A 14,721-nucleotide genomic window follows, 5' to 3' on the forward strand; every position below is an offset into this window, starting at 1 on the left:
CCCGTTCCGTGCGCTTCCGGGAGGAACCGATGAAGATCCGCCACCTCGTCCACTCGTGCCTGCTCGTGGAGGTCGCCGGCCGTCGCCTGCTGATCGACCCCGGAGCCTTCAGCGCCGAGGCGGTGCGGGCCCTGGGGGAGGAGCTGCTCGCCGGCATCGATGCGGTGCTGGTGACCCATCAGCATCCCGACCATCTCGAGCGCGGACTGCTCGCGGAGGTGCTCGCGCTCGCCCCCGACGCCCAGGTGCTCGCCGAGCCTGAGACCGCCGCGCAGCTCGCCGAGCCCGCCGACGGCCACGCGGCCGTTCCCGCGCAGCGGCTGCACCCCTTCGCCGCAGGTCAGAGCCACGAGATGCCCGCTCTCGACGGGCACGCCGCGGTGCGGATCGATGCCGTGGGCGGGCAGCACGCCGTGATCCACCCGGACATCCCCCGGGTGGGCAACTCGGGCCTCGTCATCAGCGCGGGAGCAGAGCCGAGGCTCGGCGTCACCGGCGACTCCCTCGAACCCGTCGCGCAGTTCCACGGCATCGACGTGCTCGCCTTCGCGGTGGTGGCCCCGTGGTCGAAGATGGCCGAGACGATCGACTTCCTGCGCGAGGTGAAGCCGGTGCTCGCGCTGCCCGTCCACGACGCGATCGCGAGCGACGTCGGCCGCCCGATCTTCCTGCGCCAGTCCACGAACCTCGCCCCCGAGGGCACCGAGGTGCGCGACTGGCCGGCCGACGGGACGATCACGCTGCCCGGGAGCTGAGCGGCGATGGCGCACGAGGGACCGTCCACGCCGCAGCAGGTGCTCGAGGACGCTTTCCGTGCCGTGCCCCTGATCGAGGACAGCTCCTGAACCGGACCAGGTCCGCTCAGTGGTCACCGATGTGCAGACCGCCTCCCGGGTCGTCTAGGGTGACCGCGTGCACGGGAGTCCGGTAGGCCGGGCTGAGAGGGAGTTCTCCAACTCCGACCGTAGAACCTGATCCGGATCATGCCGGCGCAGGGAGCTCCGCGCGGCGAACGCCGTTGCGCGCCCGTGCCCTCCATGAAAGGCACGGACGATGACGATCGCCTCCACCAGCGGCGCACCCTCCGCCGATCCCACCGCCACCCCGCTCGGCTTCGGCGTGGGCGCCCGGGTGACCGCCTCCGTGATGACTGACGACTACGCCCGCGTGCTCGTCGACATCCTCTCCCGCCTCGACCTCACCGGGCTGGTGCGCGAGACCGGGGACGTCTCCACCTACCTCGGCGGCCACGAGACGCACCTCCAGCGCGCCCTGATCGACCTCGCCGAGGCGCTCGCTCGCACCGAGCACCATGCCACCCTCTCCCTGACCCTCTCCCGCGGCTGCCCCGGCGAGGTGGTGTGCGAGCTGCCCGGCGGCGCCGGCCCCCGCTGCACCGACGTGCCCGAGCCCCGCCGCACCGGCCGCTACGCCTCCGCCGAATGGGCGCTCTATCCGCTCGCGGACCAGGTCTCGGCCGGCGGTACCGCCCCCGACCACATGCGCGACATCTACGCCGCCATCGACCATGCCCGCGAGCTGGGCACTTTCCGCGGCTCCGAGCACTTCGTCACCCGCCTCGAGGGAGACATCGGCGAGGTCATCGCCACCGCCGTGGCCGGCTGGCTGCTGGTGGGACGCAGCGTCCAGCACGTCACCAGCCACCTCATCCTCTCGCTGAACAGCCCCTCCCATGAGGCGCGCGAGCTCGATGGCGACGCCCGAGACGGAGCGGCACGATGAGCGCGGTGGAGACCGCCGCCGCGGCGCGGCGCACGAGGCTGACCCTGCGCGAGATCGTGATGGTCGTGGTGCTCGGCGTGGTGTTCGGATTCCTGTACTGGGTGTTCGTGCAGGCCTGGAATCTGCTCGCGATCGCGATGGGACCTGCCGGAGACCTCGCCCAGCATGTGCTCTTCGGGACCTGGCTGCTGGTGGCACCGGTGGCGTTGGCGATCCTGCGTCGGCCCGGCGTGGGCGTCATCGCCGAGATCCTCGCGGCGGCGATCGAGGTGGTGTTCCTCGGCAGCCCCGCCGGCCCGCTGCTGCTGCTCTCCGGGGCTCTGCAGGGGATCGGCAGCGAGCTGCCCTTCGCCCTGACCCGCTACCGCCGCTTCGGGTGGGGCGTGTTCGCGGCCTCCGGCGCGCTCGGCGCGGGGCTGGTGTTCTTCTGGACCGCCTACCGCTTCGGCTGGTACGGCCAGGACCTGCTCACCCTCCGCCTCACCGTGCAGGTGCTCTCCGGGATCGTGCTCGGCGGACTTTTCGCGAAGGTCATCGTGCGCGCCCTCGAGCGCACCGGCGTGCTCACGAACTTCGCGATCGGCGCCGCGGCAGACGGCGGCAGCGCGTTCCCCGAGCGCCGTGTCCGCTGAGCCCGGCCTCGCCCGGCAGGCAACCAGCAGCGCGCCGCCCGTGCCCGTCATCGAGGCGCAGGATCTGGAGATCGTGCTGCCCTCAGGGGCCGGTGTGGGGCCGTGGAGCGGCACCGTGAGCGCCGGCGAGCAGGTGCTGCTGCTGGGCCCGAGCGGCAGCGGGAAATCCACCCTGCTGCGCACCCTGGCTGGGGCGATCCCCTCCCACCAGCGCGCTCGCGTCACCGGGAGCGTGTCCGTGGGCGGGATCGACCCCGTTGACGGCGGTGCCCTCGCCGCCGCGCAGGTGCTCGGACATCTCGGCCAGGACCCTGCCGACGGGGTGTGCCTGCCGCGCCTCGAGGACGACGTCGCCCTGCCCCTCGAGAGCCGTTGCACACCTCCGGCGCAGATCGGTCAGCAGGTGCAGCGGGCGCTCGGGATCGCGGGGGTCGCCGCGCTCGCCGAGCGCGGCGCGGGCACGCTCTCCGGGGGCGAGCTGCAGAGGGCGGGCCTGGCCGCCGCGCTCGTGGCCCGACCCCGCCTGCTGCTGCTGGATGAGCCCACCGCGATGCTCGACGCCGACGGAGTCGCCGCCGTGCGCCGCACCGTCGAGTCCGCAGCGGCGAGCGGACAGATCGCGACGTTCCTGATCGAGCACCGGCTCGATGACTGGGCGGGGGAACGCGGCGTCGCGGGACTGCCGGCGCGCACCATCGCGCTCACCGCCGACGGCCGGATCCTCGCCGACGGCCCCACCGCCGAGGTGCTCGACCGCCACGGAGAGACGCTGCGGGAAGCCGGCTGCTGGCTTCCCCGCGAGCTCGAGGAGACGCTCGCCCCGGCTCGGGTCGACGGCGGGGCTGCACCCACTCACGCCGCAGTGGGAATCGCCGGCCCGCGCGACATGGCCGACGGCCCCGCACGGCCGGGCGGCGAGGAGCAGGGAGCGGTGCTGCTCACAGCCCGTGCCGCGGCGCTGGGTCACGGCGAGCAGGCCGTGCTCGAGGACGTCGACCTGGAGGTCCGGGCCGGTGAGCTGCTCGCCGTCGTGGGCCGCAACGGCGCCGGCAAGTCCACGCTGCTCGGTGCCCTCTCCCGGCTGGACCCGCCCCTCCACGGCACGGTCGAAGGAGCCCCTGCGGGGCTCGTGTTCCAGCGCCCCGAGGCACAGTTCCTGGCCGGCACCGTGCGCGAGGAGCTCGCCGCCTCGGGCGCCTCGACCGTACAGGTCGAGCGGATGCTCGAACGGCTGGGCCTGCGCGAGCAGGAGGCGGCGAGCCCGTTCCGGCTCTCGGGCGGTCAGCAGCGTCGGCTCTCGATCGGCGCGATGCTGCTGGGCGACCGCCCCGTGCTGCTCGCCGACGAGCCCGGCTACGGGCTGGACCGCGCCGCCCAGCGCACCGTCATGGCGCTTCTGCGCGAGGCGGCGCAGGAAGGTCGAGGCGTGGTCATGTCCACCCATGACCTGCACTCGGTCGCCGAGGCGGATGCGGTGGTGGTGATCGCCGGCGGGAAGACCCACGGACCCATGCCGCCGCACGAGCTGCTCGCGGATGCATCGCTGCGCCGACGCGCGGGACTGTCCGTCGTCGAGGAACCGCATGGCGAGAGCCACGCAGCGTCGAAGACTCGGGACGCCGGGCCGAGCGCCGATCCCAAGCCCTCCCCGAGCACGGCGGTGCCCGTCGGCCCGCTCTCCCGGCGGGACCCGACGGTGCTGCTGGGCCTGCTGACCGCACTGAGCGTCGTGAGCATCACCCTCACCGATCCCGCGCCGCTGCTGGTGCTCTACCTGCTGCTCAGCGCCGGCGCGATGCTCGGTGCCAGGTTCGGGCCGCTCGCCCTGCTGCGCGCGCAGCTGCCCTTCGCGGTCTTCGCGACCGGGGTGCTGCTGGTCAACATGGTCAGCAGGCCCGGCCACGAGCCCTGGCCCGAGCTGCCGGTGAGGATCACCGAGGAAGGGATCGTGCTGGGCACGGCGCTCGCGCTGCGGGCGCTGGTGATCGGCGTCGGCGCGCTCACCGTCGCCCGCGCCACCGACCCCCGCAGCACCATGGTGAGCCTGCAGCGCCATGCCCGCCTTCCCGCCCGCTACGCCTACGCGCTGCTCGCGGGGCGCCGGCTGCTCGATGACCTGCCGCGCCGCTGGGAGACCATCACCCGCGCCCACCGGGTGCGGCTGCCGCTGACGAGCCGGGGCGAGGCGGCACGGCTGCGGCCGCGGCACCTGCTGCGCTGCGCCTTCGCGCTGCTGGTCGATGCGCTGCGCAGCGCCGAGCGCCTGGCGCTCGCCCTCGAGCTGCGCGGCCTCGGGGACGGCCCCCGTACCGTGTGGAAGCCCGCCGCCCTCAGCTCAGGAGATCTGCTGCTGACGGCGGGCGTCGCAGCGGCGACCGTGCTCGTGCTGGTGGCCTTCTGAGCCCTCGCTCAGAAGGAGCGGCCGGTGAGGCGCTCATACGCCTCGACGTACCGCGACCTGGTCTGCTCGACCACCTCGGCGGGCAGCGCCGGAGGCGGCACATCCGCGCCGCGGTGCCAGCCCGAGGCGGCGGAGGTCAGCCAGTCCCGCACGAACTGCTTGTCCAGGCTCGGGGGCGTGCGGCCCGGGGCGTGCGTGTCCGCGGACCAGAAACGGCTCGAGTCCGGGGTGAGCACCTCATCGCCCAGCATCAGCGTGCCGTCCACGCGGGAGTGCCCGAACTCGAGCTTCGTATCGGCGAGGATGATGCCCTGCTCGGCCGCGATGCGGCGGGCCCGCTCGAACACCGCGAGGGTCAGCGACTCCAGCTGCGAGGTCAGCTCCTCGCCCAGCAGCTCCCGGGCCTGGGCGACGGTGATGTTCTCGTCATGCTGACCGGCCTCCGCCTTCGTGGACGGGGTGAAGATCGCCGGCTCCAGGCGCGAGGCCTCCACCAGCCCGGCGGGCAGCACATGCCCGCCCACCGAGCCGCCCGCGCGGTAGTCCGCAAGGCCCGAGCCGGTGAGATGGCCGCGCGCGATGCACTCGAGCGCCACCATGTCCAGGCCGCGGCAGCGCAGCGCCCGGCCCGCCACCTCCGCCGGCACATCGGTCGCCGAGAGCACGTGGTGGGGGACGATGTCCTCCAGCTGCTCGAACCAGAACATGCTGATCCCGGTCAGCAGGCACCCCTTCTCCGGGATGCCCGGCTGCAGGGAATGGTCGTAGGCGCTGATGCGGTCCGTGGCCAGCACCAGCACCTCCTCGGCGGCCGACGGGTCCACGCCCGTGGGCACGTACAGCTCACGGACCTTGCCGGAGACGACGTGGTCCCAGCCCTCCAGCTGCGGGGCCTCGATCAGCGGTGACGTGAGGTGGGAGCTCATGCGGTCACCTCGTTCGCGGCCTGCTCGTCGGTCGCGGCGCGCAGGGCGATGTCGCTGCGGTGATGGCTGCCCTCGAGCCCGATCGCCTCGGTGGCGCGCAGCGCGAGAGCGCGCGCGGCCTCCAGATCCGCTCCGGTGCCCACCACCGACAGCACGCGGCCGCCGGCGCTGACCAGGGTGGCGTCCGCGAGCGCGGTCCCGGCATGGATGACATGGGCGCCGAGCTGCTCGGCGTCCTCGATCCCGGTGATCGGGTCGCCGCTGCGGCTGGTGACGGGGTATCCGGCGCTCGCCAGCACCACGGTCACCGCGCTGTCCTCGCTCCAGTCCAGCTGCGTCTCCTCGGCCAGCTCACCGCGGGCGGCGGCCAGCAGCAGCGGAGCGAGCGGCGAGGCGAGGCGTGCGAGCACCACCTGGGTCTCGGGGTCGCCGAAGCGGGCGTTGAACTCGATCACGCGCAGCCCGCGCGAGGTGAGCGCCAAGCCGCAGTACAGCACTCCCACGAAGGGGATGCCGCGGCCGGCCAGCTCGGCGATCGTGGGGCGGGCCACCTTCTGCAGCACCTCCTCGACCAGGCCGTCGGGAGCCCAGGGGAGAGGGGAGTAGGCGCCCATGCCACCGGTGTTGGGGCCCTGGTCGCCGTCGAGCGCGCGCTTGAAGTCCTGCGCGGGCGCGAGCGGCACCACGCGGGTGCCGTCGCTGACGCAGAACAGGGACACCTCGGGGCCGTCGAGGAACTCCTCGAGCACCACCTGACCACCGGCGGTCAGCACCGCCTCGGCATGTGTGATCGCGGCGTCGCGATCCTCGGTGACCACCACGCCCTTCCCGGCGGCGAGACCGTCGGCCTTGACCACGTAGGGGACATCGGCGAGGGGGTTGACCCGGTCCAGCCCTGCGGCGAGCTCCTCGACCGCGGCGACCGTCACCGAGGCGGCGGTGGGCACGCCGGCCGCGGCCATGATCTCCTTCGCCCAGGACTTCGAGCCCTCGAGCACCGCGGCGGCCGCCGAGGGCCCGAACACCGTGTGCCCGGCCTCCCGCAGGCGGTCCGCGGCGCCGGCCACCAACGGTGCCTCGGGGCCGATCACCACCAGATCGGGCTGCAGCTCATCGGCCAGGCGCACCTGGCCGTCGAGGTCGGTGACGGCGACGTCATGACAGGTCGCGAGCTGCGCGATGCCGGGGTTGCCGGGCGCGGCGTGCAGCTCGGGGGCAGGGGAGTCGGAGGCGAGTCGACGGGTGATCGCGTGCTCGCGGCCGCCGCTGCCGAGGATGAGGATCTTCACGTGGGCAGGCTACCCAGAGCTCCCCGGATCGGGGACACCTGCCCGCACTGCGGAGTCTGCCGCCGATGCGACCCGCCGCGCTCGCGCCGTTACCATCACTCCCATGCCCGTCGTCCTCTCCCACGTGACCGTGCCCGCAACGGCGCCCGCCACCGGCGGCCGGGGCGCGACCCGCCTGCGACTGGACCTCTCCTACGACGGCACCGACTTCCACGGCTGGGCCGCCCAGCCCGGGCAGCGCACCGTCCAGGGGGAGCTCGAGAAGGCGCTGGGCCGCATCGCCCGCGTCCCCGCCCGCGTAACCGTCGCCGGCCGCACCGACACCGGGGTGCACGCCCGCGGGCAGGTCTGCCATCTCGACCTGCCTGATGACGTGCTCGCCACCCTCCCCGGCCGTTCCGACCGAAGCCCCGCCGAGGCCCTGGTGACCCGCCTCGCCGGCGTGCTGCCGCAGGACATCGTGGTCCACGTTGCCCGCGAGGTCCCCGATGACTTCGACGCCCGCTTCGGCGCCCAGTGGCGCCGCTACCGCTACCGCATCTCCGACGGGCCCGCCGCCCACGACCCGCTGCGCCGCGACGTGCTGCGACACCGTCGGCCCCTCGACGTCGAGGCGATGGCCCGCGCCAGCCGGGCCCTGCTCGGCGAGCACGACTTCCTCTCCTTCTGCCGCCCGCGCGACGGCGCCACCACGATCCGCGAGCTGCGTGAGCTGCGCTGGGAGCGGCCCGGCGAGGGCCGGGCCGACGAGGGCCTCATCGTCGCGACCGTCGTCGCCGACGCCTTCTGCCACCACATGGTCCGCTCTCTCGTGGGTGCGCTGATCGGGGTGGGTGAGGGCCGACGGGCCGAGGATTGGCCCGCGCAGGTGCTCGCCGCCCGCACCCGCGAGGCCGCGACGCGCGAGGGGGTGGGCGCCGCACCGCTGTGCCCGCCGCAGGGGCTGACCCTCGACCACGTCGCCTACCCTCCGGACGAGGAGCTCGCCGCGTGGGCCGCCCGCACCCGCACCCTGCGCCAGCCCCCGCCGCTCGAGCAGCCGGAACGCTGAGACCGTCGGGCCGGGCACAGATCACATCGGGAACAGCCGCTTCGCGTTGACGCTCCGTTCGCAAGGCCCGTAAGATGAGCGGTCGTTGTGCCTCGATGTGTGCCCGACTCCGCTGCCGTTCCTCACGGTGCGGCGCGATCGGGATCTCACCCACATCCAGGACCGCCGTCGCGTCGTGAGCGGAGCGGCCCGGGTACAGCCACAGGGGCCATGCTTTTACCCGAAGGAAGCGTGCCCACGGTCCATCGAACCGTGCCTGGCCGGCATCCCGCCGCCCGGGCACTACTACGAGAGAAGAAGGCACGAGTGCGTACGTTCACCCCGAAGCCCGGCGATGTCGAGCGTTCCTGGTACGTCATTGACGCAAACGATGTCGTCCTCGGCCGGCTCGCTTCCCAGGCTGCCCAGCTCCTGCGGGGAAAGCACAAGCCGGTCTTCGCACCCCACGTGGATGCGGGCGACTTCGTGATCATCATCAACGCTGACAAGGTCGCGCTGACCGGCAACAAGCGGGAGGCGAAGCTCGCCTACCGCCACTCCGGCTACCCCGGCGGCCTCCGCGGCATCCCCTACTCCGAGCTGCTCGAGAAGAACCCCGAGCGCGCAGTGGAGAAGGCCATCCGCGGCATGCTCCCCAAGAACAAGCTCGCTGATCAGCAGATCAAGAAGCTCAAGATCTACTCGGGCTCCGAGCACCCGCACGCCGCTCAGCAGCCCGTTCCGTTCACCATCGATCAGGTGGCGCAGTAAGCGGGTGTCCCGCCACTCCGCCCTGCCGCACGGAAGAACCAAGGAGAACCGTGACTGAGACCACCCCCGATACCACCGATGTCCTCGAGGGCGTGACCGACGAGTCGGCACCCTCGAGCTTCACCACCGAGTCGACCGGCGAGGCCGCTGTCGGCGCCGGTCAGTCCGCGATCGCACCGGGCTACGGCACCGGTCGCCGCAAGCGCGCGGTCGCCCGCGTGCGCCTCGTCCCCGGCTCCGGCCAGTGGACCCTGAACGGCCGCAGCCTCGAGGAGTACTTCCCGAACAAGCTGCACCAGCAGGAGGTCAACGACCCGTTCACGGTCCTCGACCTGCAGGGCCGCTTCGACGTCATCGTCCGCCTCCACGGCGGCGGCCCGTCCGGTCAGGCCGGCGCCGTGCGCCTCGGCGTGGCCCGCGCGCTGAACGAGATCGACGTGGACTCCAACCGCGCCACCCTCAAGAAGGCCGGCTTCCTCCGCCGCGATGACCGCATCATCGAGCGCAAGAAGGCTGGTCTGAAGAAGGCCCGCAAGGCTCCGCAGTACTCCAAGCGCTGATCGGGCGCGGAGCACTGCTCCGCACCGCTCACGCAGGAACGCACGATGCCCTCGACCTCCGGGTCGGGGGCATCGTCGTGTTCGGGGCGGGGCGGGAGCTGCCCGGCCCTGCTCCGCGCCGGGGGATCTGGTCAGTTACTGGCGCGTCAGCGATCTCTGCGGCGATATTGCCGTAGCCATCGCCCCTGCGCCAGTACTCGTCACCACTGCCACCTGCGCCAGTACTCGTCACCACTGCCACCTCAGACAGGCTCGCTCGCCACGCGGTGTCACCTCCGGAGGCGTCCCTGGACGTGGTGCGCTGCCGCACGTGCTGCGCTGCCTCTCGCGGAGCAACCCGATAGGGTGCCGGAACGAACCCCCGCGCCTCTGGAGATGATCGATGACGACTGCTGACGACTTCTTCGCACTGGGGGCATGGGAGATCGTGCTCATGCTCCTGGCCGTCGGCGCCGTGATCGCGGTGATCGCCGCGGCGATCCTGATCGCGCTGAAGCTCACGGGCAGGTGAGCACCGTGCGTGGGCGGCTCAGCCGAGCAGCTCGCGCAGGTCCTCCGCCGTGACCGCCGAGCGGAAGGCCTCGCCGCCGTCGGTGAGCGCGTCGAACAGCTCGGCCTTGCGCTGCTGGAGCGCGAGCACCTTCTCCTCGATCGTGTCCTCGGCGATCATCCGGTACACCATCACCTGGCGCTCCTGGCCGATGCGGTGGGCGCGGTCCACGGCCTGGTTCTCCGCGGCCGGGTTCCACCACGGATCCAGCAGGAACACATAGTCCGCCTCGGTGAGGGTGAGGCCGAACCCGCCCGCCTTCAGCGAGATCAGGAACACCGGCGCATCGCCCTCGCGGAAACCGGTCACGGCCGCATCCCGGTCCCGGGTGGAGCCGTCGAGATGCGAGTAGCGCACCCCGCGCCGCTGCAGCTCTGCCGCAACTCGGTCCAAGTACGAGGTGAACTGGCTGAACAGCAGCACCCGGTGCCCGTCCCCGATCACCTCCTCGAGCCGGTCGAACAGCGCCTCGAGCTTCGAGCTGGGCACGTCGGCGTACTCCTCGGCGTCCACCAGCGCGGGGTCCAGCGCGAGCATCCGCAGCAGCGTCAGGGAGCGGAACACGATGAACCGGGAGCGGTCCAGATCGGTGTCGATCAGGCCCAGCACCTTCTTGCGCTCGCGCTGCAGCACCGAGTCGTAGACCGCGCGGTGCTCGGGCGAGAGCGTCACCGTGAGCACCTCCTCATGCTTCTCCGGCAGTTCGGCGGCGACCAGCTCCTTGGTGCGGCGCAGCATGAACGGCCGCACCCGTCGACGCAGCAGCTCCATCCGGCCGGGATGATCGCCGGTCTCGATCGGCAGGGTGAAGCGTTTCCGGAAACCGAGCGCGGTGCCCAGCAGCCCGGGCGCGACCAGATCGAAGATCGCCCACAGGTCATCCAGCGAGTTCTCCATCGGGGTGCCCGTGATGGCGAGGCGGAACTTCGCACGCACCCCCTTGGCCGCCCGGTGGGTGCGAGAGCGGCGGTTCTTTACGAACTGCGCCTCGTCCAGCACCAGGCCCTGGAAGGTGGTGGCGGCGAACTCCTGCTCATCGATGCGCAGCACCGAATAGCTGGTCACCACCACGTCGGCACCGAGCATCTCGGCGGGCAGATCCCGACCGCGGGACGCGGCGGTGCGATCGAGCACCCGCACCTCGAGCCCGGGGGTGAAGCGCTCGGCCTCGCGCCGCCACACCGGCAGCACCGAGGCGGGAGCGACCACCAGGAACGGCGGGGCCGTCGGGGAGTGCTCGCGGGCGTGGGCGATCAGGGCGAGGGTCTGGACCGTCTTGCCCAGGCCCATGTCGTCGGCGAGCACTCCGCCGAGCTGGTGACGGTACAGGAAGGACAGCCAGGAGTACCCCTCGAGCTGGTAGGGGCGCAGCTCCGCCTGGAGCGAGCGTGGCAGCGGGGGCGTGGGTGCTGCCTCGAGGGAGCGCAGCGAGAGCGCGGTGCGATGCCACTCCTCGGAGGCGACGGTCTCCTCGGCGATCTCCTGGAGGTCGTCCCACATGTCCACCTGGAAGCGGGAGATCTGCTGCTGCTCGGGCTCCCACTCCGCGAGCGCCTCGCCCTCCCGGATCAGCTCGCGCAGCGCGTCAAAGGCGGGGTGGTCGAGCGAGAAGTAGGTGCGGTCCTGCAGCAGGAGCTTGCTGCGGCCCTGCGCGAGCGCCACGAACAGGCTCGGGAACGGGATCTGCCGGCCCTCGATCGTGATCTCGAAGCCGAGGTCGAACCAGTCGTTCTTCCCCGGCGAGGCCTGCTGGGTGACCCGTACCCGAGGATCGCCGTCCAGCTCCCGGTAGGCATGGCGGGTGCCGGTCACCTCGACCTCGACATGATCCAGTGCCGCGAGCGCATCCAGGGTGTGCTCGGTGAAGTGCGCGGTGTCGGTGCCGCTGAGCAGCTCCGGCGCATCGGTGGGGGACAGGGGCCACAGTGACATCGCCTCGCCGATCACCTGATCCTCGTGGGCGAGGTCGCGATGGGCGCCCTGCCGCTGGTCCATCGGCAGGCGGCGATCCGGGTCGAAGTAGTGCCAGGACCAGCGCAGCGAGAGCCGGTCCCCGGAGGCGTAGGAGGCACTGAGATGCAGGGCGGGTCGGCGTGCGGCGGGCAGGTCGACGCTGCCGTCGAGGCTGGTGACGGCCGTCAAAGAGCGCAGCTGCGGGTAGGCGACCTCGAGGAAGGACTCACGGTCCTCGGCGGGGATCATCAGCGGCTCGCGGCGCTGCAGCAGGCTCCGCAGCGCGCGCGGCACCGCCGCATCCAGCGGTGCGATGCGGGCGGCGAGCAGGTCATCGCCTGCCGGCTCGACGTCCAGCACGCCCGAGGCGCCGAGCAGCCGTCCGCGGGAGGTGGGCTGGCCGGCGATGGACAGGCGAGGCCGCAGGTGCAGCTGCGTCGAGGGCTCCTCGACCTGCAGGTCCAGGCCCGTCTCCGCGTCGGAGAGCAGGTCGATCGAGGCCAGTCCGCTGCCGGGGAGGAACTCGATGCCTGCGGCGCGCGCGTGCTCGAGGGACTGCCACAGCAGCGGCGAGGTGATCGAGTTCAGCCACAGATGGTCGATCGCGCCGCTGGAGTAGGAGCGTTCGACGGACGCCGCCGCGAAGATCCGTGTGAGCGCCTCCCCGTGGGTGGGGTCGTACTCGCGCCCTGCGAGGCGGAACTCGAAGGTGCGCCAGGACAGGTCGCCCTTGATCCAGGCACCCTTGCGGCCCCTGGTCAGCGGCCGCATTCCCAGCCACAGCTCCGCGCCGGCCTCGACGTGCTCGGGGGTCGCGGCGGTGCGGTGGTGGCGCGAGGCGCCGGTGCCGGAGAGCGCGGCCTCGAGATCGAAGCGCAGCGCGAGCGGGCGCGGCAGCGCGGCGGTGCCGACGTAGGTGGTGGGAGTCGAGCGCAGCAGGGGGCGCAGCACGCTGCGCCATTCGGCGGGCGGGCTCTCCTGCACCGCCTGGGTGCCGAGGTCGTTGACCCGGTACAGCAGCGCGGCGACGTGCACGCACGACTCGCCGACGCTGCAGTCGCACCCCGAGAGTCGCGGACGCCACAGTCCGCCGGGCCCTGGGGTGTGGAAGCGGCGGGAGACCGAGTCCTCCTCGTACTCCGTCAGCTCCACCTCGGCCCGGTGGGCGTCCCCTTCCTCGTCCCGCACCTCCGCGGAGACCACCGAGGAGACGGAATCCCAGGCGACCTCACCGACGCGGCCCGCGCGGGCGGCGCCGAGTCCGCGGCTCGCGGTGCGATCGCCGACGTGATGGCTGATCGCCGAGGGCAGCAGACGGGGGAGCAGGACGGGATCGGGCATCCCTACAAAGTAACGTCCGAGGCCGACTCGTGACGAGAGCGATGCGAGGAGAGCAGGTCCGCAGCGGGTAGTCTCACAGCGGAAGCCGGCTCGGACGCCGCCCGTGGTGCTGCCGCGAGGCAGCTCCCGTCGGCCCTCAGAACCCGATCCCTGTGAGGAGAACCCTGTGGCACGACTCTTCGGCACCGACGGAGTGCGCGGACGCGCGAACGGCGACATCACCGCGGAGCTCGCGGTCGAGCTGTCCGTGGGTGCGGCCCACGTGCTCGGCACGCTGGGCGCCTTCGGCGGCACCCGCCCCCGGGCGATCGTCGCCCGGGACACCCGCCCCTCGGGAGACTTCCTCTCCGCCGCCGTGTGCGCCGGCCTCGCCGCGGCCGGGGTCGATGTGCTCGACGCCGAGGTGCTGCCCACCCCGGGCCTCGCCTACCTCGTGCAGTCCACCGGTGCCGATCTGGGCGTGATGATCTCCGCCTCCCACAACCCCGCACCCGACAACGGGATCAAGTTCTTCGCCCGCGGCGGCACCAAGCTGCCCGACGAGGTCGAGGACGCGATCGAGGCCCGCCTCGGTGAGGAGTGGGACCGCCCCCAGGGCACCGACGTGGGCATCATCCGCCGCTACGACGGCGCGGTCGAGGCGTACGTCGAGCACCTCGTGGCCACCCTGGACCGCTCGCTCGAGGGGCTGACCGTGGTCGCCGACTGCGCCAACGGCGCCGCGAGCGTCAGCGGGCCCGAGGCGCTGCGCCGTGCCGGGGCGACGGTGCACGTCATCGGCGATGGCAGCGACGGCGGGCTGATCAACGACGGCGTGGGCTCCACCCACCTCGAGCCGCTGCAGGCCGCGGTGCGCGAGCACGGCGCGGACATCGGCGTGGCCTTCGACGGCGACGCGGACCGCTGCCTCGCGGTCGACGCCGAGGGCGAGATCATCGACGGCGACCAGATCATGGCGATCCTCGCGCTGGATCTCAAGGAGCGCGGCAAGCTCCACGACGACACCCTGGTCGTCACCGTGATGAGCAACCTCGGCCTCAAGCTCGCGATGCGCGAGCACGGCATCGTGCTGGGACAGACCGCGGTGGGGGACCGCTACGTGCTCGAGGAGATGAACCTCGGCGGCTACTCCATCGGCGGCGAGCAGTCCGGGCACGTGATCATCGCCGAGCACGCCACCACCGGTGACGGCGAGCTCACCGCCCTCCACCTCATGCAGCGCATGGCCGAGACGGGCCGCACCGCCCGCGACCTCAAGGGCGTCATGACCCGCCTCCCGCAGGCGCTGATCAACGTCAAGGACGTCGACAAGGCCAAGGCCACGATCGACCGCGGGGTCGCCGACGCGATCGAGGCCGCGGAGCAGGAGCTCGGCGAGACCGGCCGTGTGCTGCTGCGGCCCTCCGGCACCGAGCCGGTCGTCCGCGTGATGGTCGAGGCGCCGTCCGATGAGCAGGCCAGCGAGATCGCCGAGCGCCTCGCGGTGATCGTCCGCGAGCGCGTCGGGCTCTAACCGACGGGCCGC

Annotated in this window: 12 protein-coding genes and 1 riboswitch; of the genes, 9 read left to right on the top strand and 3 right to left on the bottom strand. The window is 72.5% G+C overall.

All coding sequences use genetic code 11. From position 1 onward, the window contains the following. Positions 1 to 29 precede the first annotated feature (29 nt). The 4 genes from BN4251_RS05695 to BN4251_RS05710 all read left to right on the top strand — a co-directional run bounded on the left by BN4251_RS05695 (position 30) and on the right by BN4251_RS05710 (position 4,776). Complete coding sequence (locus tag BN4251_RS05695) at positions 30 to 755, top strand: MBL fold metallo-hydrolase (protein WP_087484157.1); 726 nt, start codon at positions 30 to 32, stop codon at positions 753 to 755. Positions 756 to 906: 151 nt separating this feature from the next. Beyond that, positions 907 to 1,015: riboswitch (TPP riboswitch) on the top strand. A 38-nt stretch (positions 1,016 to 1,053) separates the two neighbouring features. Beyond that, positions 1,054 to 1,743 carry a YkoF family thiamine/hydroxymethylpyrimidine-binding protein gene (locus BN4251_RS05700; protein WP_087484158.1) on the top strand — a complete coding sequence of 230 codons (690 nt, stop codon included), beginning with the start codon at positions 1,054 to 1,056 and terminating at the stop codon, positions 1,741 to 1,743. After that, positions 1,740 to 2,375, top strand: a complete 636-nt coding sequence (locus BN4251_RS05705; protein ID WP_087484159.1) for an ECF transporter S component — start codon at positions 1,740 to 1,742, stop codon at positions 2,373 to 2,375. Before BN4251_RS05700 ends, BN4251_RS05705 begins: the two co-directional genes overlap by 4 nt. Then, positions 2,365 to 4,776 (top strand): ATP-binding cassette domain-containing protein, encoded by a 2,412-nt coding sequence (locus BN4251_RS05710; RefSeq protein ID WP_087484160.1) that lies wholly within the window; start codon positions 2,365 to 2,367, stop codon positions 4,774 to 4,776. Before BN4251_RS05705 ends, BN4251_RS05710 begins: the two co-directional genes overlap by 11 nt. Positions 4,777 to 4,784: 8 nt before the next feature. On the opposite strand, the gene BN4251_RS05715 is transcribed toward BN4251_RS05710, so the two are convergent. Both BN4251_RS05715 and purD read right to left on the bottom strand, forming a co-directional pair. Continuing rightward, entirely contained in the window at positions 4,785 to 5,702 is a 918-nt protein-coding gene (locus tag BN4251_RS05715) for a phosphoribosylaminoimidazolesuccinocarboxamide synthase (protein WP_087484161.1), read from the bottom strand. Beyond that, entirely contained in the window at positions 5,699 to 6,991 is a 1,293-nt protein-coding gene (gene purD / locus BN4251_RS05720) for a phosphoribosylamine--glycine ligase (RefSeq protein WP_087484162.1), read from the bottom strand. Before purD ends, BN4251_RS05715 begins: the two co-directional genes overlap by 4 nt. Before the next feature lie 103 nt (positions 6,992 to 7,094). Between purD and truA the strand changes: the two genes are divergently transcribed. The 4 genes from truA to BN4251_RS18870 all read left to right on the top strand — a co-directional run bounded on the left by truA (position 7,095) and on the right by BN4251_RS18870 (position 9,863). After that, positions 7,095 to 8,042 carry a tRNA pseudouridine(38-40) synthase TruA gene (gene truA / locus BN4251_RS05725; RefSeq protein WP_245810210.1) on the top strand — a complete coding sequence of 316 codons (948 nt, stop codon included), beginning with the start codon at positions 7,095 to 7,097 and terminating at the stop codon, positions 8,040 to 8,042. A 306-nt stretch (positions 8,043 to 8,348) separates the two neighbouring features. Beyond that, the gene (gene rplM / locus BN4251_RS05730) at positions 8,349 to 8,792 is read left to right on the top strand and encodes a 50S ribosomal protein L13 (RefSeq protein WP_087484163.1); all 444 of its coding nucleotides are present in this window, start codon (positions 8,349 to 8,351) and stop codon (positions 8,790 to 8,792) included. Between the two features lie 50 nt (positions 8,793 to 8,842). After that, on the top strand, positions 8,843 to 9,352 hold the full coding sequence (gene rpsI / locus BN4251_RS05735) for a 30S ribosomal protein S9 (protein ID WP_087484164.1): 510 nt from the start codon (positions 8,843 to 8,845) through the stop codon (positions 9,350 to 9,352). A 382-nt stretch (positions 9,353 to 9,734) separates the two neighbouring features. Beyond that, complete coding sequence (locus BN4251_RS18870; protein ID WP_281255305.1) at positions 9,735 to 9,863, top strand: hypothetical protein; 129 nt, start codon at positions 9,735 to 9,737, stop codon at positions 9,861 to 9,863. Positions 9,864 to 9,881: 18 nt separating this feature from the next. Here BN4251_RS18870 and BN4251_RS05740 read toward each other — a convergent pair whose 3' ends face one another. Then, positions 9,882 to 13,196, bottom strand: a complete 3,315-nt coding sequence (locus tag BN4251_RS05740; RefSeq protein WP_087484165.1) for a DEAD/DEAH box helicase — start codon at positions 13,194 to 13,196, stop codon at positions 9,882 to 9,884. A gap of 166 nt (positions 13,197 to 13,362) precedes the next feature. On the opposite strand from BN4251_RS05740, the gene glmM reads away from it, so the two are divergent. Then, the gene (gene glmM / locus BN4251_RS05745; RefSeq protein WP_087484166.1) at positions 13,363 to 14,709 is read left to right on the top strand and encodes a phosphoglucosamine mutase; all 1,347 of its coding nucleotides are present in this window, start codon (positions 13,363 to 13,365) and stop codon (positions 14,707 to 14,709) included. Positions 14,710 to 14,721 lie beyond the last annotated feature (12 nt).

Source organism: Brachybacterium massiliense (assembly GCF_900184245.1).
In the GTDB taxonomy this organism is placed as follows: Bacteria; Actinomycetota; Actinomycetes; order Actinomycetales; family Dermabacteraceae; genus Brachybacterium; species Brachybacterium massiliense.

What these genes read in the sequence shown, in the direction of transcription:
- BN4251_RS05695 (WP_087484157.1), top strand. Translation starts at nt 30, where the DNA reads ATGAAGATCCGCCACCTCGTCCACTCGTGCCTGCTCGTGGAGGTCGCC.
- BN4251_RS05700 (WP_087484158.1), top strand. Translation starts at nt 1,054, where the DNA reads ATGACGATCGCCTCCACCAGCGGCGCACCCTCCGCCGATCCCACCGCC.
- BN4251_RS05705 (WP_087484159.1), top strand. Translation starts at nt 1,740, where the DNA reads ATGAGCGCGGTGGAGACCGCCGCCGCGGCGCGGCGCACGAGGCTGACC.
- BN4251_RS05715 (WP_087484161.1), bottom strand. Translation starts at nt 5,702, where the DNA reads ATGAGCTCCCACCTCACGTCACCGCTGATCGAGGCCCCGCAGCTGGAG.
- truA (WP_245810210.1), top strand. Translation starts at nt 7,095, where the DNA reads ATGCCCGTCGTCCTCTCCCACGTGACCGTGCCCGCAACGGCGCCCGCC.
- BN4251_RS18870 (WP_281255305.1), top strand. Translation starts at nt 9,735, where the DNA reads ATGACGACTGCTGACGACTTCTTCGCACTGGGGGCATGGGAGATCGTG.
- BN4251_RS05740 (WP_087484165.1), bottom strand. Translation starts at nt 13,196, where the DNA reads ATGCCCGATCCCGTCCTGCTCCCCCGTCTGCTGCCCTCGGCGATCAGC.